Annotated in this window: 27 protein-coding genes and 1 pseudogene; 10 read left to right on the top strand and 18 right to left on the bottom strand. The window is 70.5% G+C overall.

The annotated features are described in order from the left end of the window. Positions 1–277: 277 nt before the first annotated feature. From ACIQTP_RS36285 to ACIQTP_RS36270, 4 genes are all read right to left on the bottom strand, one after another. Complete coding sequence (locus ACIQTP_RS36285) at positions 278–1,555, bottom strand: TolB family protein (protein ID WP_403407987.1); 1,278 nt, start codon at positions 1,553–1,555, stop codon at positions 278–280. Between the two features lie 69 nt (positions 1,556–1,624). After that, positions 1,625–2,884 (bottom strand): TolB family protein, encoded by a 1,260-nt coding sequence (locus ACIQTP_RS36280; protein ID WP_403407985.1) that lies wholly within the window; start codon positions 2,882–2,884, stop codon positions 1,625–1,627. A 350-nt stretch (positions 2,885–3,234) separates the two neighbouring features. After that, positions 3,235–4,098 carry a hypothetical protein gene (locus tag ACIQTP_RS36275; RefSeq protein ID WP_403408063.1) on the bottom strand — a complete coding sequence of 288 codons (864 nt, stop codon included), beginning with the start codon at positions 4,096–4,098 and terminating at the stop codon, positions 3,235–3,237. A 506-nt stretch (positions 4,099–4,604) separates the two neighbouring features. After that, positions 4,605–5,168, bottom strand: coding sequence for a hypothetical protein (locus ACIQTP_RS36270; protein WP_403407983.1), 564 nt, complete (start codon positions 5,166–5,168; stop codon positions 4,605–4,607). A 496-nt stretch (positions 5,169–5,664) separates the two neighbouring features. On the opposite strand from ACIQTP_RS36270, the gene ACIQTP_RS36265 reads away from it, so the two are divergent. Beyond that, entirely contained in the window at positions 5,665–6,087 is a 423-nt protein-coding gene (locus ACIQTP_RS36265; protein WP_402032813.1) for a hypothetical protein, read from the top strand. 111 nt (positions 6,088–6,198) lie between these two features. Here the strand turns inward: ACIQTP_RS36265 and ACIQTP_RS36260 are convergent, their stop codons facing one another. After that, on the bottom strand, positions 6,199–7,119 hold the full coding sequence (locus ACIQTP_RS36260; RefSeq protein ID WP_403407981.1) for a helix-turn-helix domain-containing protein: 921 nt from the start codon (positions 7,117–7,119) through the stop codon (positions 6,199–6,201). A gap of 222 nt (positions 7,120–7,341) precedes the next feature. On the opposite strand from ACIQTP_RS36260, the gene ACIQTP_RS36255 reads away from it, so the two are divergent. After that, a complete protein-coding gene (locus tag ACIQTP_RS36255; protein ID WP_403407979.1) occupies positions 7,342–7,839 on the top strand; it encodes a peptidoglycan-binding protein in 498 nt (165 codons plus the stop codon). On the opposite strand, the gene ACIQTP_RS36250 is transcribed toward ACIQTP_RS36255, so the two are convergent. After that, on the bottom strand, positions 7,814–8,785 hold the full coding sequence (locus tag ACIQTP_RS36250) for a helix-turn-helix domain-containing protein (protein WP_403407977.1): 972 nt from the start codon (positions 8,783–8,785) through the stop codon (positions 7,814–7,816). The genes ACIQTP_RS36255 and ACIQTP_RS36250 overlap by 26 nt on opposite strands. A gap of 596 nt (positions 8,786–9,381) precedes the next feature. Continuing rightward, positions 9,382–9,975, bottom strand: a complete 594-nt coding sequence (locus ACIQTP_RS36245; protein ID WP_403407975.1) for a TetR/AcrR family transcriptional regulator — start codon at positions 9,973–9,975, stop codon at positions 9,382–9,384. A 118-nt stretch (positions 9,976–10,093) separates the two neighbouring features. Here ACIQTP_RS36245 and ACIQTP_RS36240 point away from each other — a divergent pair, with 118 nt between their 5' ends. Next, positions 10,094–11,104 carry an NADP-dependent oxidoreductase gene (locus ACIQTP_RS36240; protein WP_403408062.1) on the top strand — a complete coding sequence of 337 codons (1,011 nt, stop codon included), beginning with the start codon at positions 10,094–10,096 and terminating at the stop codon, positions 11,102–11,104. 461 nt (positions 11,105–11,565) lie between these two features. Further along, positions 11,566–12,378 carry an acyl carrier protein gene (locus tag ACIQTP_RS36235; RefSeq protein WP_403407973.1) on the top strand — a complete coding sequence of 271 codons (813 nt, stop codon included), beginning with the start codon at positions 11,566–11,568 and terminating at the stop codon, positions 12,376–12,378. 117 nt (positions 12,379–12,495) lie between these two features. Here the strand turns inward: ACIQTP_RS36235 and ACIQTP_RS36230 are convergent, their stop codons facing one another. Then, positions 12,496–12,900, bottom strand: a complete 405-nt coding sequence (locus ACIQTP_RS36230) for an actin-binding ADF family protein (protein WP_403407971.1) — start codon at positions 12,898–12,900, stop codon at positions 12,496–12,498. A 452-nt stretch (positions 12,901–13,352) separates the two neighbouring features. Then, positions 13,353–14,024, bottom strand: coding sequence for an oxygenase MpaB family protein (locus ACIQTP_RS36225; RefSeq protein ID WP_403407969.1), 672 nt, complete (start codon positions 14,022–14,024; stop codon positions 13,353–13,355). A gap of 123 nt (positions 14,025–14,147) precedes the next feature. Here ACIQTP_RS36225 and ACIQTP_RS36220 point away from each other — a divergent pair, with 123 nt between their 5' ends. Both ACIQTP_RS36220 and ACIQTP_RS36215 read left to right on the top strand, forming a co-directional pair. Then, on the top strand, positions 14,148–14,903 hold the full coding sequence (locus ACIQTP_RS36220) for an alpha/beta hydrolase (protein WP_403407967.1): 756 nt from the start codon (positions 14,148–14,150) through the stop codon (positions 14,901–14,903). Next, entirely contained in the window at positions 14,900–15,754 is an 855-nt protein-coding gene (locus ACIQTP_RS36215; protein ID WP_403407965.1) for an alpha/beta fold hydrolase, read from the top strand. Before ACIQTP_RS36220 ends, ACIQTP_RS36215 begins: the two co-directional genes overlap by 4 nt. A 25-nt stretch (positions 15,755–15,779) precedes the next feature. Here ACIQTP_RS36215 and ACIQTP_RS36210 read toward each other — a convergent pair whose 3' ends face one another. Continuing rightward, positions 15,780–16,538 carry a peptidoglycan-binding protein gene (locus ACIQTP_RS36210; RefSeq protein ID WP_403407963.1) on the bottom strand — a complete coding sequence of 253 codons (759 nt, stop codon included), beginning with the start codon at positions 16,536–16,538 and terminating at the stop codon, positions 15,780–15,782. 219 nt (positions 16,539–16,757) lie between these two features. Between ACIQTP_RS36210 and ACIQTP_RS36205 the strand changes: the two genes are divergently transcribed. Beyond that, positions 16,758–19,175: a SpoIIE family protein phosphatase gene (locus ACIQTP_RS36205; protein WP_403408060.1), complete on the top strand. Its 2,418-nt coding sequence runs from the start codon at positions 16,758–16,760 to the stop codon at positions 19,173–19,175. 24 nt (positions 19,176–19,199) lie between these two features. Here ACIQTP_RS36205 and ACIQTP_RS36200 read toward each other — a convergent pair whose 3' ends face one another. From ACIQTP_RS36200 to rpmF, 3 genes and pseudogenes are all read right to left on the bottom strand, one after another. Beyond that, positions 19,200–19,592 carry an SCO5389 family protein gene (locus ACIQTP_RS36200; protein WP_403407961.1) on the bottom strand — a complete coding sequence of 131 codons (393 nt, stop codon included), beginning with the start codon at positions 19,590–19,592 and terminating at the stop codon, positions 19,200–19,202. A 67-nt stretch (positions 19,593–19,659) separates the two neighbouring features. Further along, positions 19,660–20,621 (bottom strand): annotated as a pseudogene (locus tag ACIQTP_RS36195) (ATP-binding protein). 1 nt (position 20,622) lies between these two features. Further along, positions 20,623–20,793, bottom strand: a complete 171-nt coding sequence (gene rpmF, locus ACIQTP_RS36190; RefSeq protein WP_403407959.1) for a 50S ribosomal protein L32 — start codon at positions 20,791–20,793, stop codon at positions 20,623–20,625. Between the two features lie 208 nt (positions 20,794–21,001). On the opposite strand from rpmF, the gene ACIQTP_RS36185 reads away from it, so the two are divergent. Beyond that, positions 21,002–21,682, top strand: a complete 681-nt coding sequence (locus tag ACIQTP_RS36185) for a DUF6445 family protein (RefSeq protein WP_403407957.1) — start codon at positions 21,002–21,004, stop codon at positions 21,680–21,682. 114 nt (positions 21,683–21,796) lie between these two features. On the opposite strand, the gene ACIQTP_RS36180 is transcribed toward ACIQTP_RS36185, so the two are convergent. The 3 genes from ACIQTP_RS36180 to ACIQTP_RS36170 all read right to left on the bottom strand — a co-directional run bounded on the left by ACIQTP_RS36180 (position 21,797) and on the right by ACIQTP_RS36170 (position 23,964). Beyond that, a complete protein-coding gene (locus ACIQTP_RS36180; RefSeq protein WP_402034182.1) occupies positions 21,797–23,299 on the bottom strand; it encodes an amino acid permease in 1,503 nt (500 codons plus the stop codon). Between the two features lie 168 nt (positions 23,300–23,467). Beyond that, positions 23,468–23,689, bottom strand: coding sequence for an SDR family oxidoreductase (locus ACIQTP_RS36175; RefSeq protein ID WP_403407955.1), 222 nt, complete (start codon positions 23,687–23,689; stop codon positions 23,468–23,470). After that, complete coding sequence (locus ACIQTP_RS36170) at positions 23,686–23,964, bottom strand: SDR family NAD(P)-dependent oxidoreductase (protein ID WP_403407953.1); 279 nt, start codon at positions 23,962–23,964, stop codon at positions 23,686–23,688. The genes ACIQTP_RS36175 and ACIQTP_RS36170 overlap by 4 nt, the downstream gene beginning before the upstream one ends. Before the next feature lie 9 nt (positions 23,965–23,973). Here ACIQTP_RS36170 and ACIQTP_RS36165 point away from each other — a divergent pair, with 9 nt between their 5' ends. Further along, the gene (locus ACIQTP_RS36165; RefSeq protein WP_403407951.1) at positions 23,974–24,150 is read left to right on the top strand and encodes a hypothetical protein; all 177 of its coding nucleotides are present in this window, start codon (positions 23,974–23,976) and stop codon (positions 24,148–24,150) included. Positions 24,151–24,246: 96 nt separating this feature from the next. After that, entirely contained in the window at positions 24,247–24,636 is a 390-nt protein-coding gene (locus ACIQTP_RS36160) for a luciferase family protein (RefSeq protein WP_403407949.1), read from the top strand. 340 nt (positions 24,637–24,976) lie between these two features. Here ACIQTP_RS36160 and ACIQTP_RS36155 read toward each other — a convergent pair whose 3' ends face one another. Beyond that, positions 24,977–25,240 (bottom strand): TetR-like C-terminal domain-containing protein, encoded by a 264-nt coding sequence (locus ACIQTP_RS36155; RefSeq protein ID WP_403407947.1) that lies wholly within the window; start codon positions 25,238–25,240, stop codon positions 24,977–24,979. A gap of 348 nt (positions 25,241–25,588) precedes the next feature. Continuing rightward, positions 25,589–26,260 (bottom strand): hypothetical protein, encoded by a 672-nt coding sequence (locus tag ACIQTP_RS36150; RefSeq protein WP_403407945.1) that lies wholly within the window; start codon positions 26,258–26,260, stop codon positions 25,589–25,591. Positions 26,261–26,305 lie beyond the last annotated feature (45 nt).

Here is a 26,305-nt window from a genome sequence, read left to right as displayed (position 1 = left end):
GACTGTTCCTCGCGACGTGGGCGGACAGTCTCCGTATGACCTGGCTTGGCATCGTTTGCTCCGTGCCGAGCTGCTGCGCCATTGGCGTAGCGGCTGTCCTTGCGAGCGCGGACGGACTCCCGGCTGCTTGGCGACGGATGCTCTTCCCGAACTGGCCTTCGATACTGCCCTGGCGCAGTTCGGGTCACCAACGACGCCTGTAGGGCTTCCGCTCGTCGGGTGCCGGGACTGACGGGGCCTCAGGCCTGACTCACTCATGGGCCGGTCTGACTCTGTCTCATGATCTCGGCCCCACAAAGACATCGACGGAGTCGTTGGTGTCGCCGCGGACGAGGTTCGTCGCCGCTGAGGAGAAGGCGATCCGGTGGTCGCTCAGCGACGTGGAACCCACTGCGGGCCGGTCCGACTCGGTGCCGTCGGCCGCCACGCTCACCCGCTCGACGGCTCCGGTCCTCAGGTCCTTGACGAAGACGTCGGCGACGCCGTTGGTGTCGCCGCTGACGAGGTTGGTGGCCGCCGAGACGAAGGCGACGCGACGGCCGTCCCCGCTCAGGCTCGCGGCGGAGCTCACCCCGTCGGCCTGGGTGCCGTCGGCCGCGGTGCTGACGCGCACGGTCGTCCGCGTCTTCCGGTCGAAGGCGAACACGTCGGTGACCTTGTTGGTGTCGTCGGGCACCAGGGAGGCGACGTTGGAGGAGAAGGCGAACATCCGGCCGTTCGCGCTGATCGACGAGTCGAACGAGCTCTCCTTGTAGACGAAGCGGGTGGGCCGGCTGATCTGCTCCGTCGTGCCCTTCAGCCGGTCGCGGACATAGACGTTCCTGGCGTGCGTCCAGTCGTGGTTCGAGTCCAGCTGATCCGCCGTCTCGAAGGCGACATAGCGACCGTCGGCGCTGAGCGACGCGAAGAGGGCGTCGCCTTCGCCGAGGGTGCCGTCGGTGCGGTACTGGACCAGTTCGTTCTTCCCCGTGCGCCGGTCGTGGACGATCACGTCGTCCCGGCCGTTGGTGTCGCCGGGCGCGGCGTCCGGGGTCGCGGTGGTGTACGCGACTATCCGGCCGTTCGCGCTGATGGCGGGTGCGGAGTTCAGCTCGCTGCGGGGCGGGGCGTCCTGGTGACCGTGGCTGATGCGCTCGGTCCGGTGGGTGCGGCGGTCGTAGAGGTAGATGTCGTCGAGGCCGTTGTCGTCGTCCTCGGTGAGCGCGGCCGTGGTGGCGAGGACCACGTGACGGCCGTCGCCGCTGAGCGCCACGCCCGTCGCCGGGCCCTCGGCGACGCGCTGGGTGCGGCCGGTGCGCAGGTCGTGCACGAAGACGTCGGCGACGCCGTTCGTGTCCCCCCGGACGAGGTTGGCGGCGGTCGAGACGAAGGCGACGTAGCGACCGTTCGCGCTGAGCGCGGGTTCGGCGGAGGCGCCGTCGGCCTGTCGCCCGTCGGTGGCCACGCTGGCCCGGGCGGGGCCGGGCGAGGAGTGCTGGGCGGCGGCCGGCAACGCGGTGCCGGCGAGCGCGGCCACCACGGCGGCGCCCAGAGTGGTGCGGCGTGCGAAATGCATGGAAGGCCCCCTGTTGTTCCGTGCGAGTTCCTTGCTGCTCCCCGCAAGTTCCGTGAAAGACAGGGGAGTTCAGCGGAGGCGACGCATGAAGCCGTCGTAGTGACCGTTGGTGTCGTCCGGGACGAGCTGGGCCGATTCGCTGCCGAGGCCGATGCGCCGGGCCCCCGCGCTCACCGAGTACACCGCCACGGAGATGTCCGTGACGGGGTCACCGGTGACGGACTTGCTGACCAGACGAGTGGTGCCGGTGCGCAGGTCGCGGAGGTAGACGTTGGCCGGCCCGAGCCGCCCGTCCGCCAGACGGGGATCCGCCTGATAGGCCAGGTACCGGCCGTCCGGGCTGAGCTGGGGCTCGCGCACCCGGTTCTCGTCGGCGGGACCGGCGTTCACGCGCCGGGTGACGTCCTCGCGCAGGTCGCGGACGTAGACGGTGGAGCCGGCACTGGGGGTTTCACCCGGGACCAACTCCTCATCGCCCCAGTAGTCGAACGCGATGGTCCGGCCGTCCGCGGACAACGAGGCGGGCATCGCGTACCGCTGTGCCGGGGTGCCGTCCGGTTTGACGTTGACCTGTTTCTCGGTGCCGGTGCGACGGTCGTGCACCCATGTGCGACCGTATGAGCTGCGCGGCACCAGCTGCGTGTACGCCACGTAGCGGCCGTCGGCGCTCAGACCCTGCAGGATCGCGGGGTTGTCCGGGCGGTTCCGGTTGGTGATCCGCTCCACGACGCCGGTGCGGCGGTCGAGGACGTACACGACTCCGAAGAGGTCGCCGGGGTCGGTCTCCATCCGGTCGGCCTTGGCGTTGAAGGCGATGTAGCGGGCGTCCGCCGACATGGTGGCGCCGGCCGCGAAGGCGGAACCTCCGTCGAGGGCGACGCTGATCCGCTCCGTGGTGCCGGCGCGTCGGTCGTGCAGGTAGATGTCGTCCGCCGCGGCGTTCGTGGGCAGGTTGTCCCAGCGGACAAGGTTCCTGGCATTGGAGCGGAACAGTATGTACCGCCCATCGGCACTGACGGCCTGAGCGGACGACTCGCTGTCGGCCTGTGCGCTGTCGGAACTGACGCTGACCCGCTCCACTGTCCCCTTGCGCAGATCGCGCACGAACACGTCACCGAAGCCGTTGGTGTCGCCGGGCACCAGGTTGGACGCGTACGCCGTGAAGACCGCGAAACGGCCGTCGGCACTGAATTGCGGTCCGTACGAGTCGTCGTTGCCCTGCTCTCCCGTCGCCGACAGTGTGATCCGCTCGGTCTCCGGCTTCGGCGCCGGCGTGGCCGACGTCGCCGACAGCGCGACCATCGCCCCCGCGAGCATCGCGACGGACACCCCACGCATGGTTCTGAACACGAGTCCCCCTGTGTTTCCCCGTTGACGCATCTCCCCCGGCCCCGCGCCGAGGGCTCTCTTCGAGGCAAGCGCACCACCATGCACAGGGTCAATCCCTAGAATTGAGTACAACTCGGGCACAACTTCAGGCGTCCGCGAGGAGACCCTCGTACCGGACGTCCCGTACATGGCCGAAAACCCACGCCCGGTCCGTTGTCATGGGGCGCCGGCCGGGGACCGCGCGGGTGAGCTGCCGGCGGATCACCGGCCGGCCTGGACGCTGCCCCCGTAGCCAAGGGTGCCGTTCTGTGGGTCCACGGCAAACTGCGGACGCGCAAGTCCGGCGTTGGTCAGTCGGATTGTTCGGGCCCCGTGGACGGGGTGCTTTCGGCAGGCCCCCCGAAGTCCGGGCTCGTGAAGTCCGGGCTGGTGAAGCTCGGGCGCGAGCCCGGGGTGGTGCCGTCGCCGGGGCTGCTGAACCCGGGCCGGTTGTAGCCGAGGTGCGGCATGCGGCCGGTGGCCGACATCGGTGACGGACGGGTCAGTGCCGTGGCCGGATCGGCGAGAGCCTCCCGGAGGAACGGCATGATGCCGCGTTCCAGCAGGGCCTCGCGCCAGGCTTCCCTGGCCCGGGCCACCTCCGCGTTGAGCTCGCCGGGCGCTCCGGCCTGGAGCGAGGACGAGCCGTTGCGCAGGGCGGTCAGCAAAAGCCCGGCCCCGGCGACCAGGAGGGCAGCGCCTGTGACCGCACTGAAGATCCACCCCATGGTCAGGAGGGTCTGGGCGAAGGCCGGCTGGGGGGTGAGGACCTTCAGGATGAACCCCATGAGCAGGAAGATCGCCGCGGCTGTTCCGGCGAGGACGGGGGCGAGCACCGCGACGACGGCAATGGCGCCGGCGCCGGCGGTCTCGGTGACCTCGTCCAGGGTGGCGGCGAGCCCCATCGCGCCCGTGCCGCGCTCCCCGGAGGCGGACGCGTCGGTGGACGACGGGGCGGACGGCCCCGGGTGGCTCGGTTCCCTGCGGACATGGGCGTAGTGCTGGTACTCGGTCGCGGCGGCCGCCGTGATGAGTGCGGTGGCGTTGAGCGCCATGGTGCGCAGCTGTTCGGCGTTGAGCCGCTGGCCGACAGCGGCGAGTTCCGGGCGGTATGGAGCGGAGCGCAGCGCCTCATCGAGGATCCGCTCGTATTCCTGGCGGTCCTCGCTCAGCAGGTACTGCGAGGCCGGGACCTCCCACCGCGAGCCGTGTTCCGGGCGATCCCCGCCCGGCTCGCGGTGCGGCACGCCGCCGCCTTTGTGCCCGGGGCGTCCCTCCTCTTGCGTCCGTGGTCGCGCGCTCGGTGTGTGCGGCGCCGCGGCGGGGCCGCTCGTGCGTTCGGTCAGCTGTGCTTCCGTCTGCCCTGCCGACTCCTTCCGCGCGGAGGCGTCGGACGCCTTCGCCGGGTGCACCCGGATGCCCAGGGCTGAAGTCAGCAGGCGGCGCGCGAGGGGAGGTCGGCTCGGACTCGCGACGCCACTCGGCTCCGCCTCCGCGCGGTTCGTGCCGGTTCGGGTTCCTTCGGACGGTTCGGAAGTGCTGGAGGGCGGAGGAGTTGGCGAGATGACAGTCTGCGCCCGAGAGTCGACCTGCCTGGAGGACACGGTGGGCGGCCGAAAGCCTGGTGACCGGCGCGAGATGACGGCCAAGACACGGCCGGCGAAGGATTCAGCGGCCGGCGTCATACCTGCCCCCCTGCGTCCGAGGATCCCTGTGGCGCGGTGATGCCTGTGTCCGGCTGCGGACTGTGTGCCGGAGGACCTGCTGCTTGTGACCGGAGAGGAACACCGTTGGCCTGGCCGTAACCGTATGCCTGCTGCGCTTGCCCCTGAAGGGCTTGCTGCTGTGCCTCCTCAGCCACACCGCCCAAGGCGGCCCGGCCGGCGCTCTTGACGGCTAGCGGCACCAGCGTGGCGAGTTGTTGAACGGCTGACAGTGCCCCTAAGCCGACCATGTAGGCGACGAGCGGATTCACACTGTGCGGGTAGGTCGCGGCAAGGGCGCCCGTCGGGGCCCCGCTCACGAACAACCGCAGCGCTGCGGCAACGCAATAACCCGGCCAGCCGGGCGCGGGCAACTGCTCCTCGCCGGGCCGCACATCGGGCCGGCGCCGAGGAGGCTCGATCGTGTCCGGCTGCACGTTCCATGGCATCTTGCGGTGCCACTTGACGGACTTGATGACGTCGACGGCCTCCATGGTGGCGCCACCAGCCACCCCCACCCACGCGGCCATCAACCAGTCCATGAGCTGAGATTAGAAGGTCGCACAGTGTCAGGGAACGACCTCGCGGTATTCGCCCCAGACACACGGGATCTTCACCCTGTGCGATCACGACGGTCAGCGCCACACCTGGATCGAGGCCCGGTTCACCGCCCCGCGGTACTCCACCCTCGACAGTACCGACCACGCCGGCCACACCGAGTAGGGCAGCATGATCCGCCGCTCCCTCACACGTCCGACGTGTCCACCTCGGCACGCGCCGCCAAGGAACATCGGGCTCAGGTGTCTCTCAGCCGTGTGTCCGCCCGGTCCGCTCGATCGCCCACCGTCCCAGCCGTCCCTCCGTGCTGTCTTCGCGAATGGAGTTCCCGCAGGTCAGCATCTGATGCTTCCCGGGAGGCGGTCACTTCCCGGCTGCCCCTCGCGGCCTCAGGGGCGGGGCCGCCACCGTCGGAGGAGCAAAGGGCGGCACGCAAGGACTCGCTGCCCCGGACCCAGGACGAAGGAATCCGAAACGATCATGAACGTACGCATCCGCATCGCGGTCTCCTGCGCGACGATCGCCGCGGTCACCGGGATCGCCGCGACCTCCGCCGTAGCGGTCACCGCCTCGCCGCACTCCGCTGCCGCCGCCGTCACCTGCTCCAAGTGGAAGTCCATCTCCGCGGACCACAACTCCGTCGGCGTGCGGTACATGGAGTGCGACCGGAAGGTCGGCGGAAAGCAGCAGACCAGCGCTGCCCTCTACATCTGGGACAACAAGACGGACGGTAAGTACGCCCGGGTGAACGTGGCCACGGGGTACGCGCACTGGAACGGCCTCGACCAGACGTGGTACCGCTACTACTCCTGGACGAGCACCCGCCACCACAGCCCCAAGTACGAGACGGGCTGGCACTCCGGGAACGACGTCGAGGTACTGCTCAAGGCGGTCCGCGGCTGATCGCACCGCAGCGGCGGCGCCCCGGCCCCGGGAATGGGTCGGGCCGCCGTCGGACGCACGGCTCACGAATGGCGTTCTCCCGGGGAAGTGCCCTCGGACGGCGCCTGGTTGTCAACCGCGTCCCGGTGACGGGGTCGTCGGGGTCGTCGGGGGGTTCGGGGGTTCCGTGAGCCGCTCGCTGCCACCTGGCTGCGTGCAGCCGTGGCCGCCGGCGGTCAGGGTGATGCAGGCCCTGGCTGCGGACGGAGTCATCGCCACCGTCATCGCTGTGTAGACGTCGGTGTCGTAGTGGACCTTCGCCTGCAAGGTTCTGCCGTGGTCGGCGATGACCTGGGCGGCGTCGCCGGGGCGTCCCCAGCTGATCCGGGCCCACGCCGCTTTACAGGCGTCGCTGTACCGCAGCTCCACGTACACACCCTGGAACCTGGTGAGGGCCGCAGTCCACGCGTCACCGGCGCAGCCGGTCTGCTTGGGGTCCTTCGCAGTGCAGCTGTCGCTGAAACAGCTGGTCTCCAGCTGCCGCGTCGGTGAACTCGCCGCAATCTCCCGCCCCGTACGGTCCTGGGGGCTTGAGCCTTGGTCCAGGGCGATGAACACACCTGCGCCCGCGCAGGCGAGCAGTGACGCCGCGGCGATCGCGACCCGTCCCGGACGGTGGGACGCGGGCCGGGGCGGGGACGCGGCCGGCGCCGGTGTGCTGCGGGGTTCATCCACCACGGAGCCGGCCGGCGCCGTGACGGCGGCGGGCCGTTCCGCGGCACCGCGGTCCTTCCACGCGATCGTGGCGTCTTCCCACAAGGCGGTCAGCCGTGCCGGCTCGGCTCCGACGAGTTCGCCCAGGGCCAGGACGGCCTGCCGGGGCGGCAGCGCCTTGCCGTTGAAGTAGCGCTCCCAGGAGGACTTGCTGTACGAGGTCTGCCCGGCCAGGGCGGTCAGGCTCAGGCCGCTGCGGTCCTTGAGGCGCCTGAGCTCCGCGGCCAGACGCCGGGCATCCGGTCTCAGAGCGTCAGGTAACGGAATCCATTCCCTCATCGATGTCCCCCGGCGGCTTGCGCACCGTCCGGCACGCGGCACGGTACATACAGGCGAATATGCTGCTGGAGCAGCCGTTGGGCAGAAGATTAGACCGCCCGGCGGCGGGCATCTGCGGCGTCGCTGTAATTTTCACCCGGTCCGCGGTCGGTATTCGGTCAATGCCGTACGAGGTCCGCCGGGGGCGTGCGCCAACCTGCCGCGGGCCGCTAAGACTCAGGGATGGGCTTTGTCGAGGCGGCCAGGGCGGTCGTGTGCGCGGTGGCGCTCGCGGCGGTGTGCGCCGGCGGAAACCCGTCGGCGGGCGGGAGCCGGCTGCACGGGGAGGGACCTCCGGCCGACGACTGGCAGGCAGCTCCGCGTCTGGAGGAGGGGCACACTCCGCGCAGTGATCTGGTGGGGCTGTGGCAGGGAATCTTGTGGGCGGACGGCTACCAGCCACGTACCGGCGTCAGTTGCTCCTACGATGCCACAACGGTGGCGGCGACCCGCGTCTGGCAGAGCAACCACCATCTCTCCGCGGACGGCATCGTCGGCCCGGCCACGTACGGCGCGGCAAGCCGACGTCTCACCGTCGTCCCGCCCTGGACGGTGTACCACGGAGACCGCTTCGATCTGCCGCTGCGCCGCAACAGGGACGGCGTCTACGAGGTCTGGGACGTCGGGCGGTTCCGTGAACTGCGCCTGGACAAGGTCACCTTGGCCCAGTGCCGCCGGTGACGGCGTCGGCCCAGCTGTCGGACTCCGACACCCCCAGCTGGTAGCGGGCCACGACCACGGCGGCTCGCGTCGCATCGGGTCCGCCGGGGATCATCGCCGTCCACGCAGCACCTGCGGGCGCCGTCTGCCGGGCTCCGTCGTCCCCTGCGACCAGCAGCCCCGAGGTTCCCTCGGCCGGCTGGACCTCAGCCCAGCCGGCGTGACAGGCCGGGCTCCAGCGCAGCGTCAGGGTCCGCCCGAGCGCCCGGAGACGGTGCACCGTGACCGCATCCTGATCGCACCCCTCCCGAAACGGATCGAGTCCCTGGCAGCCGACCGGCCCGCACGGCGTACCGGACCGGGGCGCCGTCGGGTGCAGCGGCCAGGGCCAGGCCGGTGCGCCGGCCGGGGCACCCTGCGGAACCGGCACATGGTCTCCGCCCCAGTGATGCCATGCCAAAACGGCCGCCACCGCACACGCCCCGGCTGCCACGGACACCACGGACACCACGGACGCCGCATGCCGATGGACGCGTGAGCGCGCCGTCGGATGCGGCGCCGCTTCCTGCCCCGCCGGGCCGGTCGCCACCTCCGCCGCCGGTCCGGTCGCCTCCTCCGCCGCCGGTCCGGTCGCCTCCTGCCCCACTCCGGCCTCCGGCGACGGGCCCCGTTCCCGTGCCGTACGGGGCCGGTCGGCATCCGCCCAGACGCCGGCAGCCGCTTCCCAGACCACCCGTAACCTGCCGCGTTCCGCTTGGCCCAGCCGGCCCAACGCGTCCACGGCTTCCCAGGGAGGCAGCGAGCGACCGCCGAGGTAGCGCTGCCAGGAGCTGACGCTGAATCCGGTCTTGGCGGCGAGCGACGTCAGGCTCAGCTCACACCGGTCCTTGCACTGCCGCAGCTCCCCCACCAGCCGCTGCAACTCCACCGGTACGTCGTCGCGCCTGCGCCGCCGACGGGCTGCCATCCGCTCCACCCACCCCGAAAGGGCAGCGGGCCTGCCCCACGGCGCCATCGTACGAGCCCGCCGAGCCGCTGCCGTCCGGCCAGCGACGGACCACGGGCAGCGGGGCGGACGAGGCGGGCGCTACCGAAATGGAGGTGCGCGCACACCTGTGCGGTGACTCACCCCAGCTGTGTCCGCCCCCCATGCCAACGGTCGGGCCGATGTGCCCGTATCCCACCCGTCGCTCCCCCGTGCACAGCAGCTCCCTCAGTCGCCGCAGGCTGCGTTCCCCCTCGCGCCCAACGGGCGGTGCCCTCCCGCACAGCGGTGCCCTTCTGAAGGTGGTCTCCTTTCGCCGGGCGATTCTGAGCGCGGCCGCACACAGCACCGCGCACATGGGGGTGCAGAACCCGAGGTTGAGCCAGCAGAAGGCGGACCCGAGGCCCTGCGCGAGGAGCCAGTGCCGCGGCCTTCGTCAGCCGCTTCGCGGCGGTCGCGGTCCGCTCGGGGAGGGCGCGGCTCGATGCCGGTGCCCTTGACCGCCTTCGCGAACTCGGCGTCGAAACGCTCCTTGCCGAGCGCGCGGCAGCGTTCGCTGGTCCGCGTGCGCGACGATTTCAGCTACGGGCCCCAGGGCGGCGTTCCCCCTCGGCATCGCTGCTCCCCGCGTTCGTCAGAATCGCGCTCACTACGACATCGAAGAGGTGATCGGCGCGCGGGCTGAGCGAGGGTTGATCGCCGAGCCACGCGAGCGCCGCTACCAGTGCGAACAGATCGGTGCCATCAATGTCGGTCCGCGCTACACCCGCGGCCTGGGCACGGGCGAGGATCCGCGCACCGGCTGCGCGCAGGGTGACGCACGAAGCGTGGAGTGCGGATTCGGCGTCCTCGATGGCGGCTGCCATCAGCACTGTCACGCCCCGATAGTCGGTTGTCCACGCGACGCAGTCGCGTAGCCACGAAACGAGAGCATCTTCGGGCGAGCTCGACGTCTCGAGCTCGCCGGCCCTTGCCGTCTGCTCGGCGAAGCTCGTGCGGAGCAGGGCATCGAGCAGCGCCTCGCGCGTCGGGAAGTGACGCAGCAGCGTCGCGAGCCCGACGTCGGCCCTGCGTGCGATGTCGCGCAGTGATACGTCGACGCCCTGCTCGGTGATGGCGGTGGCCGCCACTGCGAGCAGGTGGTCGCGGTTCTTCCTGGCGTCGGCCCGCATCTGTCCCTCTTGCCTCTTGACTATCCGGATCAGTGATCCATATATTCGGATCAGTGGTCCGTTTATGTGGAGCGCTGATCCGAATAAGCCTATCCCGCAGCGCGGGCAGGAGAAAACGATGCCGATACGCACGATGAGGGCGATCCGGGTGCATGAGCACGGCGGCCCTGAGGTTCTGCGTGACGACGAGGTGCCGATTCCGGAGCCGAGGCCGGGTGAGGTGCTCGTGCGCGTCCAGGCGGTCGGCATCAACCCTCCCGACTGGTATCTGCGCGACGGGATGTCCAACCTGCCTCCGGAGACGAGGCCGAAGTTCAGCTTGCCCGTGATTCCGGGGACGGACCTGTCGGGCGTCGTCGAGGCCGTCGCCGCGGACGTGGACGGCCTCTCCGTTGGCGATGAGGTCTTCGGTCTCCTCCGCTTCCCCAGCTTCGACGCCAGCACGTACGCCGAGTACGTGGCCGCGCCCGCGTCCGACCTCGCACGCAAGCCGGCCGGCATCGACCACGTGCACGCCGCCGGGGTGCCCATGGCCGGGCTCACCGCGTGGCAGTACCTGATCGAGGTCGGACACGATCACCCGTCGCCCTTCCGGCTGGCGAAACACCGCCCGGTGCCGCTCGACGCCGGCACGACGGTGCTCATCAACGGAGCGGCGGGCGGCGTGGGCCACTTCGCACTACAACTGGCGAAATGGAGGGGCGCACGGGTGATCGCGGTGGCATCGGGCGCGCATGAATCGTTCCTGCGCGAACTCGGCGCCGACCAGTTCATCGACTACACCAAGAGTCGTCCCGAGGAACTCGTGCACGACATCGACCTCGTTCTCGACACCGTCGGTGGCCCTGCCAGCAGCCGCTTCCTGCGCACGCTCAAGCGCGGCGGCTCCCAGTTCCCCGTGTTCTTCGGCGAATTCGACGAAGAGGAGACCGCGAAGCTGGGCGTCACGGTCTCGGGTACCCAGGTCCGCTCGAACGGCGCGCAGCTCGCCGAACTGGGACGCCTGCTCGACGCGGGCACGGTTCGCGTCGCGATAGACAGCACGTTTCCGCTCGCGGATGCCCGAGCGGCGCACGAACGCGCCGCCCGAGGGCATATCCAAGGCAAGATCGTGCTCACGGTCGCTTGAGGGACGAGCCGTTTCCTGGACGCGTCCGGCGCTCGTCCTCGGGGCGCCGGCGGCCATCGAGGCACCGATGCGGAAAGCTTGGGGCACGTCTCCCGACCAGGTGGCCGACAGTGCCGCGTACGTCACCGGCCAGTACATCGCCATCGCCGGCGGCAGTGGTCCGGCGTCCTGACGGTGAAGCGGCCGGTCGCGGGACGGCGCGCCGCTCACGTCACGCGCTCCGCCCCTCCCAGCGCACGCCGCGCCGAGGACAATGCGGGGCGGCCTGCGGCCGACGTCCAGGTGAACCCGCAACCCGGACAAACCCACCTCCTGCCACAGCCGCGTAACAGCGGTCGCACTGGGGACAACTCCCGCCCCACCCCGCCGGTCGAACCTGGTGCGTCGCACACCTGCGCCGCGGCGGAACCGGTGCCGCCCGGCGCAACTCCGCCAGTCCCGACCGAAGTTGGAGTTGACCCGTGCCCAGAAAGTCCCGGCCGACGCGGCTTGCCGCCACCGCCGCGTTCCTGCTCGCCGCAGGCGCCCTGTCCGCGCCCGCCGCCTCGGCGAAGCCTTCGGACGCCTCCCCCGGCGACGCCTATGTGCTCACCGTGAGCACCAACCCGACCAGCACCGACTACGACAACCGCACCGTCGACGTCACCGGCACCGTCACCAAGGCCGACGGCACCCCGGCGCCCAACATCCCCGTCACTGTCCAGGAGGTCGTCCGCTTCACCACCTGGAATCCGTGGGGCGACCCGATCGACCCCACCTATTACGAGCCTCGCGACCTGGGCAAGCCGGTCACCGACGCCAACGGGAAGTTCACCATCCCCGGCGTCGACATCGACCACGTGACCGGCAGCAGCCTGCTCAACGTCCAGCACGGGGTGCAGATCACGGCCCTCTACGACAAGGACGGCGACCTCAACACCCCGCAGGACGGTTACTACGCGGACACCACCGTGGCCGCCAACGCCAAGTCCAGCTCCGTCAGTTACCAGGTCAACAAGAAGAAGGTGAAGGCAGGCGACATCCTCACCATCCTGGGCAAGGTCACCCTCCCCAAGGGGGTCGAGCCCGGGGGCACCGAGGTCTTCCTGCAGACCTACTGGGAGAACGAGTACCACGTGAAGACGACCGCCGAGAACCACGGCTTCTTCGTACTGTCCGTGCGCGTCTCGCGCGACGACGACACGTTCGAGCTGCGCACGGCTCCGACGGACCTCTACGTGGCGGGCGTGGACCAGCCGCTCCCGATCACCAACACCTCACTCCCCCGCACGTAGCCCTCCGGACCGCGGGACTTCGGCCCCAAGGGGGCCGTAGCAACCCGCGCACCAACGGCGGGAGGACCTGGACTCCACCCGGCGCGCCACCCGCCATCGCCAAGGCGGAGGGGTGGGTCAACAGGCCGAGGATACGAGCTTCTTGTACTCCATGTCGGACAGGTCTGTGGCCTGTACGTGGACCTGGACACCGTCGAGCAGGTTCCGGAGTGTGCTGCGGCCGGCGGAGTGCGCGATCCTCTCCTCGGCCTTCGTCCCCGGCGGGCACCAGGAGATCAGCACGATCTTCTCCTGCCGGGTCCCGTCCGCTGTTGCGAAGAGCAGGTCGTGGACGACGTACCGGGACTCGTCGGCCGGCAGGGTCTTCAGTAGTTCGTCGTGTGTCAGGTTCCCCTTGAGGTCGGGGATGACGGTCTCCAGGTTGGCGCTGAGCCGGTAGATCACTGTATTGATGTCCCGCCTGCTTTTCAGCTCCTGGAAGGCGCTGATGCAGCTGTCGTCCACTGGGATACCACCGCTCACGACGAGTCCTTCTGATCATTGGGAGAGCAGGCCAAGAGGCTCAACGAACCGGCTCCCCGAGAGGTTCTGGGCCACTTGCCGTCAGCACCTGTTCTGGCGGGCCAGGGGCGTCCCGAACGGTCCGCGAGGACAGGCCCGGCGTCCCTTGTCCTCGCATTCACCGATGGGTGCGGTTCCTTTCGAGGGAAGACCGCGATCAAGCGGTCAGGCCGATTCCCTGGCGATCGGGCGATCACGGCTCGGAGCCGGAGGACGGCCTCGGCGCCGTGAAGTCCCCAGCGGCACCGGCGACATGGCCGCCCTCGCGGGGGCGGCCACCGTGAACTCGCTCCTTCTCCCCCGGTCGCCCGCCGGGCTCGCGCCACGGTGGCGGCACTGAGCGGGCGCGGCCGTGTGAGGCCGCCGCCCGGCGCATGCCTCGCCGGGCGGCGAGCGGCGAGGCCCCGCGGTCCTCAGCCCTCAACCTTCAGCCCTCGACTCTCAACCCTTGCCGAAGTGCACCGCGGGGAAGGCGCCCGCCGCCCTGAGGGTTCCGGTGAAGCCGCCGGCCAGCTCGGTGAGACGCGCGGTGGCGGCAGTGCCGAGGTGCTCTCCAGCACCTCGGCACACATCCGGTCGAAGTAGGCGCAGAAGCCGCGCCAGTCCGCCGGGGCCGGGCGGTCACTCACCCCGTACAGCCGGTACCACTGCAGGCTCTCCGCAGAGAGCCGCTCCTTCTGCTCCTCCGTCAGCGCACGGCCGAAGTGCCGGCAGACGAGCACCGGAACCATGACGAAGGTCGCGTGGGCCCAGAAGAAGGTGTCCGGGTCGAGCGCGTGGTAGGGGCGTCCGTGGCGGTCCGTGCCCTTGATGCCGAGGTGGTAGTCGCGCACCGCGCGTGCCGTACGGGACGCGTCGGAGCCGTCGTACACCACTCCGGCTATCGGATAGAGCGAGCGGAACAGCCACTCCCAGCGCTCGTCGAAGAACGTCGAGTGCTCCTCCACCCAGGCGCCGAGACCGGGGTGCATGTTCTGCGTCGACCCGGCCCACAGGCCCACCAGCATGCCCCGCCCGTCGCTGAAGTACCGCCAGGCCAGTGACGAGGGGCCGAGCGGTTCGGACGCCGACCGACCTCTGTCCATGGAGCGTCATTCAACCAGCGAGACCACTCGGGGTGTCGCGGCGATGTCACACCGAGGCCCTCATGAGCCCTCTTGGATGCAGACGCTCGGCAAAGACGCGGCAGACGCACACGGGAGGCTCTGATGAAAGACGTGACCGATCCGGTGTCCGGGGAGCGGGAGAAGGTCCGTTTCAGCAGGGGCGGCAGCGAGTGTGCCGCCTGGCACTGTCCGGGGAGCGACGGATCCTGTGTGATCACGGCGGGCGGGTTCGCCGTGACGAAGGAACCGGGCACCGACCTGTTCGCGCGGCGGTTCCACGACGCCGGGTTCGGCGTGCCGGCCTTCGACTGTCGCGGATTCGGTGAGAGCGGTGGCCGGCCGCGCCAAGCCGCCTCGGTCAGCGGGCGGTCGGCGCACTGGCGAGCCGCCGTCGCGTTCGCCGCGACCCTGCCGGAAGTCGACCGGAGCGGGCTGGCGCTCTGGGGGTTCTGCGCATCCGCCGATCACCTCCTCCGGGTCGCGGCACGCACCCCGCACCTCGCCGCGGTGATCGCCCGGACGCCGAACGTCGGAGGTCCGGCCGCCGCACGCCTCGCGGAGCGCCACCAGAAGCCACTCTCCCTGCTGCGCCTGCTCGGCAGGGGTGTCCGTGACGCGCCCCGCGTACGGTGTCCGCTGCACGTCGTCGTACGCGAGCAGGACCAGTCCGCTTCGCCCACGGCGGCCGTGCACGCGACGCGGCGGGCGCCCCGCGCGGAGCTGGTGCGACCGCCCGGCGGACACCACGCACCGTTCCCGGAGGCGCGCGAACGGGCCGTCGACGCCGAGGTGTCGTTCCTGCGCCGACATGTGCTCGATTCCCCGGTGGCCCCCGTCGCCTCCGTGGAGCGCCGATGACGACGAGGGAGATCGCACTGTCGGCGGGGACGGTCGCGTACCGGGACACGGGTGGCGACGGTCCGGTGCTGGTGCTGCTGCACGGGCTGATGATGGACGCCTCACTGTGGGACGAGACGATCACCGAGCTCGCCGCCGATCACCGGTGCGTGGCTCCGACCCTGCCGCTCGGGGCGCATCGGCACGGAATGCGGGCCGACGCCGACCTGTCGCTGCCCGGGGTGGCCCGGCTGGTCGCGGAGTTCCTCGAACGCCTCGATCTGCGGGACGTCGTCCTGGTCGGCAATGACACCGGCGGTGCGCTCGTTCAGCTCATGATGGGCGACGGTGCGGCACGGGTGGCGGGGGTGGTGCTCGTGTCGTGCGACGCCTTCGACAACTTCCCGCCCGGGCTGACGGGCCGGACGCTCGTCCTCAGCGGCAGGCTCCCACCTCGGCTGTTCGGGATGTTCATGCAACAGATGCGGCTGCGGCCGCTGCGCCGCCTGCCGGTCGCCTTCGGGTGGCTGACCCTCCGGGGAGACGCCGCCACCGCGCGGTGGATCAGGCCGGTCCTCGAACGGCAGGAGATCCGCCGCGACGCCGTGCGCACACTGCGCGCGGCGGCGGCGGACACCGGTCTGCTGCTCGCCGCTGCCGAACGGCTGCCGGGCTTCGACCGCCCCGCCCTCGTCGTCTGGGCGCGCGGCGACCGCGTGATGCCGCCCGAGCACGGCCGGCGCCTCGCCGCGCTGCTCCCGCGGGGACGGCTGGTCGAGATCGACGACAGCTACACCCTCGTCCCCCTGGACCGGCCGACAGAACTCGCCCGGGCCATAAGGGAGTTCACCCGGACGTCGGCAACCGCCTGACGGCGCGCCCGGCCGCCGTACGGGGTCACGACGTCGTACGGGATTCGAGGTCCGCGCGGGTGTCATTGCCGTAGACACCCGTCTCGTCGCCCCGGATCCCGTACCAGAGCTGGAAGCGCGCGACCGCGGCCGTGAGCGTGGCGTCGTAGCTGCCGTTCGTGGAGCCGTGGTCGTACACGTTCGGGATCCGGAGCAGCCGTTGCTGCAGGTCCTTGACCGCGGGCCCGCTGTCCCCCTCGCGGAGGGTGCCCGCGCCGTCCGGGTCGGCGCTCGCGGACGGGGCCTGGACGGCGGCCGTCGTGGGTGCGCCGGTCGGGGCCCGCCCGGCCTGTGCTCCGGCCTCCTGATCACCGCCGGGCAGCAGCAGCGCGAGGGCGAAGCCGACGAGGGCCGCCCCCGTGACCCCGATGACGACCGCCGCGCGGCGCTGCCCGGTGCCCCACCTGGCCGTCCGCTCGCCCGCGGGCCCGCGCCCGTGGCGGACGCCGGGAGCGGCGGAGGACCCGCGCGCCCCCACCGGTCTCGCGCCCCGGGTGCAGTCCTCGCCCACCAGGACGGGTGGCAGCTCCTCGGTCGCGTCCTCCACCACCGGCGGCATGACGCCGACCGTCGCGGCCGGTACGGCGATGACCTCGTAGTTCTCGTCCGGATCGGGCCCGTTCTGCTCGTCGCGCACCTCCTTCAGAAGTTGCGCGAGTGCCTCCGTCCGGCGGCGCCGCTGAACATAGGTGGGTTCGATCGCCCGTCGCCCCCCGGGCTGCCCTGGTTCGGGCGGTGTCGGCACACTGCTCTCCTTCCGTGCGCGCGGTTTCACGCCATCCCCGTGGAGTGATACGCGGCCACCGGCCCCGGGGTTCAACGGCGCCCGAGGCCCCCGAGCCCACCTGGTCCTACAACGTGAAGAATGGGCACATAGCGGGTAGGACCACCTCGGGGAGCCGAGAGGGTCGCCGTGGCTGCGAGCGAGGAACGAGACGTGCCGGCCGCCCGCCGACGTTTCAACATGGCGGACGCCGCGCCGCTGCTGCTCGACGCCCGGATGACGGTGACCAGCTGGACCGCGGACGCCGAGCGGCTGCTGGGGTACGCGCCCTCCGAGGTCCTGGGCCGCCGCGCCGCCGACCTGCTGCTTCCGGAGGACGCGGCGCGGATCCCCGACCTTGCGGCGCGGTGCCACGACGGCAGCGGCTGGGCGGGACTGCTGTCCGCGCTGCACCGGGACGGGCACGCGGTCCGGGTGATGGTCCGGGTCGTCCCGATCCGGGAGAGCGGCGGGCCGACCCGCTGGGTGGTGCTGCTCGCCGATCTGGCCGGCGGCCCCGGCTGGGACATGAGCCGGTCGGTGCTGGAGCGCATGAACGCCCGCTCGCCGGTGGGCATCGCCATCGTGGACACGGACCTGCGCTATGTGTGGTCGAACGCCGCGCTGGAGCAGTTCGGCGGGGGCCCGCCGCACCGGCGGCTGGGGCGCAGGCTCGCCGACATCCAGCCGGGCCTGGACGCCGAGGCGCTCGAGACGCAGATGCGCCGGGTGCTGGAGAGCGGCCGGCCGGTCGTCGGGTACGAGCACGTGGGCCGCATTCGGTCCGCGCCGCATCGCGAGACCGCGCACTCCTTGTCGTTCATCCGGCTGGAGGACGACCACGGCCATCCGATCGGGGTGTACTACACCGTCGTCGACGTCACCGATCACTACCGTGCGCGACGACGGCTGGCGCTGCTCGACCGGGCCGGCGAGCACATCGGGCGCAGTCTGGACGTCCTGCACACCGCGCAGGAGCTGGCCGATGTCGCCGTACCGGGGCTGGCCGACTTCGTCACCGTGGACCTGCTGGAGTCCGTGCTCAGGGGAGCCGAGCCGGTGCCCGGCCGGCTGAGCGACACGGACGTGGTGTCCCTGCGGCGTGCCGGACAGCAGTCGGTCCGGGCCGGGGTCCCCGAAACCGCCGTCGAGGTGGGTGAGGCCGCGACCTACCAGGCGACCTCTCCCCCGGTGCGCGCTCTGGCCGAGGGCCGGTCCTGGTGTGAGGCGCGGCTGGATCCGCTGGCCAGGAAGTGGAGCACGAGCGCCCGCGAGGGCCCGGCCGCCTCCTTCCTCGACCTCGGGCTGCACAGCGCGATGATCGTGCCCGTCCGGGCCCGTGGTGTCACACTGGGGATCACCACGTTCTTCCGGCGCGAGCGCGGGGACCCCTTCGACGAGGACGATCTGGGCCTGGCGGAGGAGTTCGTCGGCCGGGCGGCCCTGTGCCTCGACAACGCCCGTCGTTACACCCGTGAGCGCGACGCGGCGCTCGTCCTCCAGCGCAATCTGCTCCCGCACCGCTTCCCCGAGCAGAACGCGGTGGAGGTCTCGGCCTGCTACCGGCCCGCGGACGAGCTGACGGGCCTCGCCGGGGACTGGTTCGACGTCATTCCGCTGTCCGGGGCCCGGGTGGCACTGGTCGTGGGCGAGGTGACCGGTCACGGCATCGACGGCGCCGCCGCCATGGGACGGCTCCGGGCCGCCGTACAGACCCTCGCCGATCTGGACCTGTCGCCCGAGGAGGTGCTCGCGCACCTGGACGACCTGGTCAGCCGGGCCGCCCGCGAGGAGGGCAGCGGCGCGGACACCCTCACCAGCGGGATGCAGGCCGTCGGAGCCAGCTGTCTGTACGTGGTGTACGACCCGGTGAGCGGGCGGTGCGCGATGGCGGGCGCGGGGCATCCCGCACCCGCGGTCATCGCTCCCGACGGCACCGTCACGTTCGCGGACCTTCCCCGCGGTCCCGCGCTGGGTGTCGCCGGACTGCCCTTCGAATCGGTGGAGTTCACCCTGGAGGAAGGCAGTGTGCTCGCCCTGCACACCGACGGGCTGATCGCCACACCCCGCACGGGACGGGATCCGGATGCGGGCCGGGAGCGGCTGCGGGGCGCGTTGGCCTCGCACCGTCAGCCGTTGGACGGCGTGTGCCGCACGATCGTGGACGATCTCGTGCCGTCGCGGCCGTACGACGACGTCGCGCTGCTGATGGCGCGCACCCGTCGGCTCGGCGCCGACCAGGTCGCGACCTGGGAGCTGTCCACGGACCCGGCCATGGTCGCCGAGGCCAGGAAGGTGGCGACGCAGCAACTGAGCGCGTGGGGCCTGGACGAGCTGGCCTTCACCACCGAGCTGGTCGTGAGCGAGCTCGTCACCAACGCGATCCGGTACGCCTCGGGGCCGATCCGGCTGCGTCTGATCACCGAGCGGGCGCTGATCTGCGAGGTCTCCGACGGCGGCGCGACCGCCCCGCATCTGCGGCACCCGAAGACCACCGACGAGGGCGGCCGCGGGCTGTTCCTGATCTCCCAGTTCACCCGGCGCTGGGGCACCCGCTACACCCCCGAGGGGAAGGTCATCTGGGCCGAGCAGTCGCTGACCACCCAGCCCGTGACGTGACGGACGGACCCGCGGCCGCGGGGTTCAGCAGTCGCGGAACTCGGGTGACTGGTTGAGGATCTGTGAACGCTGCGAGGTGAACCTGGCGTAGGTGGCGCCGCCCCGGTCCTCGGGGCGGAAGACGGCGACGCGGTGGCAGTTCATGAAGGCGAGGGTGACGTCGAAGTGCCGTTCCAGGCTGCCGCGGATCGCGTCGCTGGCGAGCGCCCGCAGCAGCTGGCCGCGTTCCTTCTCGGAGGGCGGCGGAGTGTGGTTGTCGGCGAACTCCGCTGTCCCGCCCCGGAGTTGACGTGCCAGGTCGGCGACGAGGTCGTACGCGTAAGGCAGCGACGCACGGACGGTGTCCACGAAGTCCGCTTCGCGGACCGGACCGCGTTCGGCTTCGGCGAGCAGCTTCGGGGAGACGTCGAGTGACATGAGAGTGGCAGTCCTGTCGGTAGGTGGTTCGTGGTGCAGATCGTGTCGGGTCGTGCGTGGGGGGGGATCAGTCGGCGGACGGGGCGAGGGCGGTGGGGCCGTGCCGGAAGCCGGGGTCGATCTGTGCGGAAAGGTCGGTCCCGGTGGCCCGGTCGGCCCAGGCCGCGGCGTTGCGGAGGTGGAGGGCGACGGCGTGTTCCTGGAAGGCCGTCCAGTCCTTGGTACGGGCGTCCAGGGCCGTCCGCATGTGGCTCAGCGCGTGGATGTTGTGCGGTTCGAGGTCACCGTGGGGTCGGCCCTGCTCCTGGGCGCGCACCCAGGAGGAGTGCCGGACGTACGTCAGCAGGTCGTCGCCGACGTGTTCCTTGAGGAAGAGCAGGTCGTCCTCGCCGGTGATCTTGTTCCCGATCACGGCGATCGGAATGCCGAACTCCTCGGCGTGGTCGCGGTACTGGCGGTAGACGGAGACGCCCTGCGGGTGGGCTCGGCGACCAGGAAGGTCATGTCGAAGCGGGTGAACAGTCCGGAGGCGAAGGCGTCGGCACCGGCGGTCATGTCGACGACGACGTACTCGCCGGGCCCGTCGACGAGATGGTTGAGGTACAGCTCCACCGCTCCGAGTTTGGAGTGGTAGCAGGCCACACCGAGATCGCTCTCGTCGAACTCACCGGTGACCATCAGCGGTACGCCGCCGACCCGTTGGAGATGCGGGGTGTGCACCGGGTCGTCGCCGAGGAGGCGCAGCAGGCGTGAGCCGCGCCCCGGCGGGGTGGTCTTGATCATGGCCTCGGGTGAGGTGATGCGCGGGTTGCTGCCGCGCAGGTGGGCCTTGATCTCGCCGAGTCGCGCGCTGAGGGGCGGGGCGGCGAAGGTCTCGTCGTCGCCGAGGCCGAGGGCGTGTGCCAGGTGCTGGTTGATGTCGCCGTCGATGGCGACGACGGGCGCGCCGCAGTGCGCCAGCCGGCGGGCGAAGAGGGCCGACAGCGTGGTCTTGCCGCTGCCGCCCTTTCCGACGAAGGCCGCGCGCATGTCAGCCCTCCGGGCGCAGCAGGCCGCGCTCGTACGCCCTGGCCAGTCGCCGCGGTACGAGGTGGGAGGCGCCGTCGACGGTGATCGGGGCGAGTTGCGCCGTGGCGGCCTTCCACTGGGCGCGGCGGTGGCGCGTGTTGCTGCGGGACATTCTGCGTTTGGGAACGGCCATGTCGGTCTCCAAGGTAGGTGGACACGGCTCACGCTATCTGAAAATGGATCTCATTTCCAAGCTGGCGCGCGGGGTGTGCGTGAGATGCGCATGGAGCGTGCACGGGGCACAGAAGGCGTGCCGACAGCCTTGTGACCAAGTGAAGTTGACAGATTGTTGACCAATTCCAAGGCGAGTGGTGACCAACGCCGCCACTATGGTCGGCCGCATGTCCTCACACCCCCCACGGACTCCGGCCCTCCCTGTCCTCCCGTATCGGAAACCGACCCGTGACCGGGACTACTGGGTCTTCGACGATGTGCTGCCCGACGTGGACGCCGTCCGGGCGCGCTGTCTCGCCAAGGACGACTGGGCCAAGGGGTACCCGTACACCTCGGAGAGCTGGCCGGGCCTGCGGACGATGCCGGGGCTCGAACCGGGCGAACTGGCCCGCGTGGAACGGCTGGTGAAGAAGGCCACCGGCGCGAAGGAGCTGTGGGTGCAGAGCACACCCTCCGGGGGCACGCTCAACCACAACTGCGTCCAGGTGGTCGGCAAGGACGAGGGCCAACCGCGCCCGCACACCGACTCCCGCGCGCTGTGCCGCTACGCCGCCGTGCTCTATCTCAACCCGGTCGTACCCAAGAACTGCGGAACCAGCTTCTACCGGCAGAACCTGCCCGGCGGCCGGCTCGGCGGGAACGTGGTGGCGGCTCCGCACAACAACCTGGTGGACGCGCTGGGTACGCGGTTCGTGGCGCCGGACTCCTTCGTCGAGGACCTCGAGGTCCCGCACCGCTACAACCGGCTGCTCCTCTACCACGCCAACCTGATGCACAGCGCCACCGGCTACTGGGGCAGCACGATGGAGGACAAGCGGATGACCGCGGTCTTCTTCTGGATGGCCTGAGCCCGCATACCGAAAGCGTGAGCCCGCGCACCGAAGGTGTGAACCCGCATACCGATGCCGAGCGGCCCCGGACCTTGGAGTCCGGGGCCGCTCGGCCGGGCGGGGCGGCGGTGCTCAGTTGCCCATGAGTTCGCGCTCGATGGAGGCCAGTTCGTCGGCGCTGCCCTGGACCTTGGGGCCGGAGAACCACTTGCGGGCCGACAGCATCCACCAGGCGCCGGCGAAGCCGAGGACGACGACGACCGCGATCGGCGCGTAGTTGAAGGACTTGGCGGTGACCGGGCTGACCTGCGGGAGCATGAAGAGGATGGTCACGCAGGCGACCCAGCCCACGGCGACGACCGCGACGGGCTTGCTCCAGCGGCCGAGGTTCCAGGGGCCGGCCGCGAAGTCGTCGCCCTGGCGCAGCCGCAGATAGATCGGGATGACGTAGGCGATGAAGAGGCCGATGACCGCGATCGAGGTGACGGCGGCGTACGCGGTGGGGTTGATCAGGTAGGGCAGGCCGAGGAGGAAGGCGCCGCCCGAGGCGAGCCACACCGCGTTGGACGGCGTGCGGGTGCGGTCACTGATCCGGTGCCAGAACGCCGAGCCCGGCAGCGCGCCGTCCCGCGAGAAGGCGTAGATCATCCGGGAGTTGGCCGTCACCGAGGACATCCCGCAGAAGAACTGGGCACCGATGACGATGAGGAGCAGCAGCTTGCCGCCGGTGTCGCCCAGGGCGTCGAGGAAGATCTGCACCGGGGGCACGCCGGTGGAGCTGCCGAGCGCGCCGTCGTAGCTCTGGATCGCGAAGGTGACACCGATCAGCAGGATCCAGCCCGCCACCAGCGAGACGAGGATGGAGTTGACGATGCCGCGCGGACCGGAGCGGGCCGCGTCATGGGTCTCCTCGGTCATGTGGGCGGAGGCGTCGAAGCCGGTCAGGGTGTACTGGGCGAGCAGCAGGCCCAGCAGGGAGACGTACAGGCCGGATCCCCAGCCGGTGTTGTTGACGAAGTGGCCGAAGACGAAGCCCGCCGACTGGTGGTGGGAGGGGAAGACGACCAGCGCGAGGACGACGACCGCCACCCCGATGACCTGCCACCACACGCTGATGTTGTTGAGCAGGGCGACGAGCTTGACGCCTCGCACGTTGAGGAGCGCGTGGACGAGCAGGGTGATGCCGAAGAGGAGCACGGTGTGGCCGGGGGTGGCGGTGAAGCCGAACTGGAGGTCGAGGAAGGCGTTGAGGAACTGGGCCAGACCGAAGTCGATGCCCGCGGTGACGGCGACCTGGCCGAGGAAGTTGAACCAGCCGGTGAACCAGGCCCAGGCCGGGCCTCTGCTCTTGGCGAGCTTGGCCGCCCAGTAGTAGAGGCCGCCCGCGGTCGGGTAGCTGGAGCACACCTCGGCCATGCCCAGGCCGACGGTGAGGGTGAGGACACCGACGATCGGCCAGCCCCACACCATGACGGCGGGGCCGCCGGTGTTCATACCGAAGCCGTAGAGCGTCATGCAGCCGGAGAGGATGCAGATGATCGTGAACGAGACGGCGAAGTTCGAGAACGGCGACATGCTGCGCTCGAGTTCCTGCGCGTAGCCGAGTTCGTGCAGCCGGACCTCGTCGTCGGTCATCGTGGGTGCCGCGCTGTCGTTCGGTCCGGGTGAGCCGGTCTTGTCCAGCGTGTTGTCCGAAGCCACGGGTGATCCCCTTTGTGTGCTGGGGCGGTTGGGAGGGTGTACGGCGCGGACGGCGCACCTCGCGCGAAGGGCGCGAGCGGCGGGGTGGCGGGTGGGTGACGGCTACCGCGACGTCACGCCGCCGTCGACCGCGACGATGCTTCCGGTCATGAAGTTCGCCTCGTCGGAGGCGAGGAAGAGGGCCACGTTCGCAATCTCGCGGGGCTGCCCCGGACGCCCGATGGGCTGGAAGGAATCGATGGTGTCGTAGAGGTGCTCAGGGCCGCCGAGGAGCTTGGCGTGCGCGTGGTTGATCGGTGTGTCGACCCATCCCGGGCAGATCACGTTGCAGCGGGTGCCTGCTTGACGTAGTCCGGTGCCACGCCCTTCGTGAGCATCACGCCGGCACCCTTGGAGGCGTAGTAAACAGTGAGGAAGGGCTCGCTGACCAGCCCATTGACGCTGGAGATGTTCACAATCGAGCCGCCGCCCGCGGTGAGCGTGTGCGGGACGACCGCACGGCAGCCGTAGAGCGGGCCCTTGACGTTCACATCGAGAGTGCTGTCGATATCCGTGTGCTCGATGACATTCGCACCGCCGCGCAGCGGTTGCACATCCATGCGCACACCGTGCGCTACCGACTGACGAAGATCGAACAGAGCGTCGGTATCAATCTCGCCGATCCCGATGTCGGGCTCGCCCTCGCTCTCAGCTCACGTCACTCGACCCCGCCTGCACCACCCGTCCCGTACGACCTCGCCCTCGACGTCGCGGAACACCGCCCGCTCGGGGAGAAACACCCCTGACTTCCACCCGCCATTTCCGGACATGCGTGGGCTACTGCTCAGTTACGGCTTGCTCAAGTCCTGGTGGCCGGACGGTGAGCTCGTCATGATGGGCGCATGACGTTGGCCTCGCGTGCCATGACACAACTGGCGAGCTGGCCGGACCTCACGGAGGCCCGGCCGAGCTGCGGCACAGGGCGGGCGCTGAGTTCGGCACAGGACGAGATCGTGCATTTCCATTCGGATCACGATGTCGACCTGCACCTCACAGCCCGTGCCATTCACCGTTTCCAGGACCATCTCAGGGGCGCGACCGCGGTCCGGATGGTGCCCGAATCGCGGTGGGTGACCATACGCCTCGAAGTCAACGCCGACATCGGCCTGCTCCTCACCTTGATGAGCCTCGCTCTGCAGGCCCACCAGACATGGCCGGTTCAGGGCGACTCTTCCTCGGCGGGCTGCAACGACCTCCGCAGCATGGTGCTTCCGCGCAACAGCGTCGGCTGAGACGCCGCCTCGACCCCGGACGCCCCTCTGGTCGACGGGGCACAGGCCGAGATTCAAGTCGGCTGGTGGGGGCGGGCCAACCGGCCGGGTTCGCCATGCGGCCGCTGGCGATTGTTCCGGGCGTGGCGGATGAAGGCCGGCGGCTTCCAGCGCGTTCAGGACGCTGTTGCAGGCGTTGGAGACGTCGAAGACCGGGCAACTGAGGCCGGTCTCGCCGCGACGATGTGAGTGTCGGCGGGTCCCTGGACGTCGGTACTCCCAACAGGGCCGCCCAGCTTGTGGGCGGAGAAGGTCTACGCAACACGCTCGATGTGTCGGCCCCTGACAGAACCGCCCACGTTCACTGAGGGAGCAGCGGGGGACTGTCGATGGCGAGTTGGACCAGGTGTTCGGCGAGGCCGGTGTCGAGCGGGGAGCCGGTCATGAGGCGTCGGTAGAGGATGGTGCCGGCCCAGATGTCCTGGAGGAGGTCGATGTCTAGGTTGCGGGGCAGGTCGCCGCGTTGGGGCGCAGTTCGGCGCGCGTGTCGCCCAGGTCGGGGATCCCCTCGGCGCGGAAGATCTCGGCGAGCGCGTCGGCGACGAGCGCCTCCTTGCTGGGCCACCAGCGGTAGCTGGTCGATCTGCCGACGCCCGCGGCCGCCGCGACGGCTTCGATGGTCAGCGCCGGATATCCCTGCCCCGACAGGACATCCCGCGCCGCGGCAAGGATCTTTGAAGCAGGCCCTTGACCAGTGGCGCGCGCTCATGAACCGATCTTTCCGCGGCCCCTTTTTGAAGCGGCAGGCGTTGCGGGTGGCTCCTCTTTCGGGGCTCCGGCGGCGTGCTGGTGCGCGCGCCGAGGGGGAGTCGGCGACGTCCCAGGCGAGCTCTGCCCGAACGCTTCGGCCCACGGCAGATTGTCCAAGCGGCACACGATGTGAGCTTGCGCCGGGCCACTGGGGTCGTTCACCTCACCCGGTCTGGCCCACGACGAGCTGGTAGAAGACAGGCTCGCCGGTCGTCGTCACCCGGTGCCGGAACCGCGTCCGTTCCCTCACTGCGAGACCTCCGGAGGCCACCAGCCGCTCGACCGCGGCGCCGAACCCGTCCGGATCCGACTCATCCATCCACCGCTCATCGATCGTGAAAGCCACGGGAGCGCCGGGTGGCAGGACCGCGAGTGCATTTTCGAGCGCCTGCGGTGTGGCGTGCGTGCCGCCGAACGCTCCGGCCGACACCAGCCCCCCGAGCGCGTACGGGCGCAGTGCCTCACGGAGTGCGTCGTCGCGCAAGAAGTCGCCGACCACGTAGTCGGCGTAGACGCCTGGCCGGTCGCGCAGACTCGCCACGCGCGCTGCCGGCAGCGAGTCGACCCCAACAACCTGGGCAACGCCACCACGACGCACGAGTTCGCCGACCAATCCCGTACCGGCGCCGACGTCGAGGACCGTCATCGAGCCCGGCTCCAACCCAAGGAGCGCGGCCGCGCGCAAGAAGCCCGCTGCCGCGACCTCCGGCGACCTGCACTGGAGCCTTTCCTGGACGACATGCTCATAGAGTCCGGGCACGGCATAAATCCGCGTGTACTCGTGCAGGTGCACCATCTCGTGCTCACTCAACGCGATGTACTCGCCGTCGGTCACTGGCGGACCGAGGAGCCGGACACCCGCAAACACATCTGCCATGTG

The sequence above is a fragment of the Streptomyces sp. NPDC090798 genome (genome assembly GCF_044768965.1).
In the GTDB taxonomy this organism is placed as follows: domain Bacteria; phylum Actinomycetota; class Actinomycetes; order Streptomycetales; family Streptomycetaceae; genus Streptomyces.
The sequence above is the reverse complement of the archived record's forward strand: the minus strand, read 5'-3'. Positions and strand labels throughout refer to the sequence as shown.